This window comes from Candidatus Frankia nodulisporulans (genome assembly GCF_902806475.1).
Classification (GTDB): Bacteria; Actinomycetota; Actinomycetes; order Frankiales; family Frankiaceae; genus Frankia; species Frankia umida.
Genome location: NZ_CADCWS010000511.1, coordinates 1 through 825 on the forward strand (window position 1 = coordinate 1; position 825 = coordinate 825).

Annotated in this window: 1 protein-coding gene; it reads right to left on the bottom strand. The window is 68.2% G+C overall.

Features of this window, described 5'->3' with window-relative positions:
- Window positions 1-825: MFS transporter (locus tag G6R24_RS21185; protein ID WP_163550867.1), on the bottom strand; the 825-nt coding region annotated here is incomplete at both ends.

An 825-nucleotide genomic window follows, 5' to 3' on the forward strand; every position in this document is an offset into this window, starting at 1 on the left:
CAGACGGGTCGTGATGCCGAAGGAGAAGAATATGATGACCAGGCTTTGGGGGAGAAACGCCAGTCCCGTCTCGATCGCGTTGTAGCCCAGCACCCGCTGCAGGAAAAGGGTGCCGAAGAAGAAGACGCCGAACAGTCCGGAGATGGCCGCCGAACGGATCGCGGCCGAGCCGACCAGGATGCGCAGCGGAACGATCGGGTTGGCCACCCGTGCTTCCCAGGCGAAGAACGCGGCGAGCAGGACGACGGCGACCGCACCGGCGATGAGCGTGCGGGCCGAGAACCAGCCATGGTCGGCCGCACCGACGATGCCGGCGATGCCGATCACCGCGGCGACCGTGACCAGCAGGGCGCCCACCACGTCCAGCCCGCCGGTGCCGGTGCCGGGCCGGGCGGGGATCAGCCGCATGCCCGCGATCAGGGCGAAGACCCCGATCGGAAGGTTGATCGCGAAGATCCAGTGCCAGCTGAGCAGTTGGGTGAACAGGCCGCCGAGCAGCAGACCGATCGAGCCACCGCCGACAGTGATGATCATGTAGTAGTTCATGGCGCGGCCACGTTCCTGGCCGGCCGGAAAGTCGGTGACGATGAACGCGAGCACCGCCGCCGACGCGAGCGCGCCGCCGACTCCCTGTGCGAAGCGGGCGGCCACCAGGATCTCCTCGCTGGTCGCGAGGCCACAGCCCGCGGAGGCCGCGGTGAAGATCGCCATGCCGGCCAGGAACACGGACTTGCGGCCGATCAGATCACCCAGCCGGCCCGTCACCAGAAGCAGGCTGCCGTAGCTGACGAGGTACGCGTTGACGACCCAGGTCAGGCTCGCCTG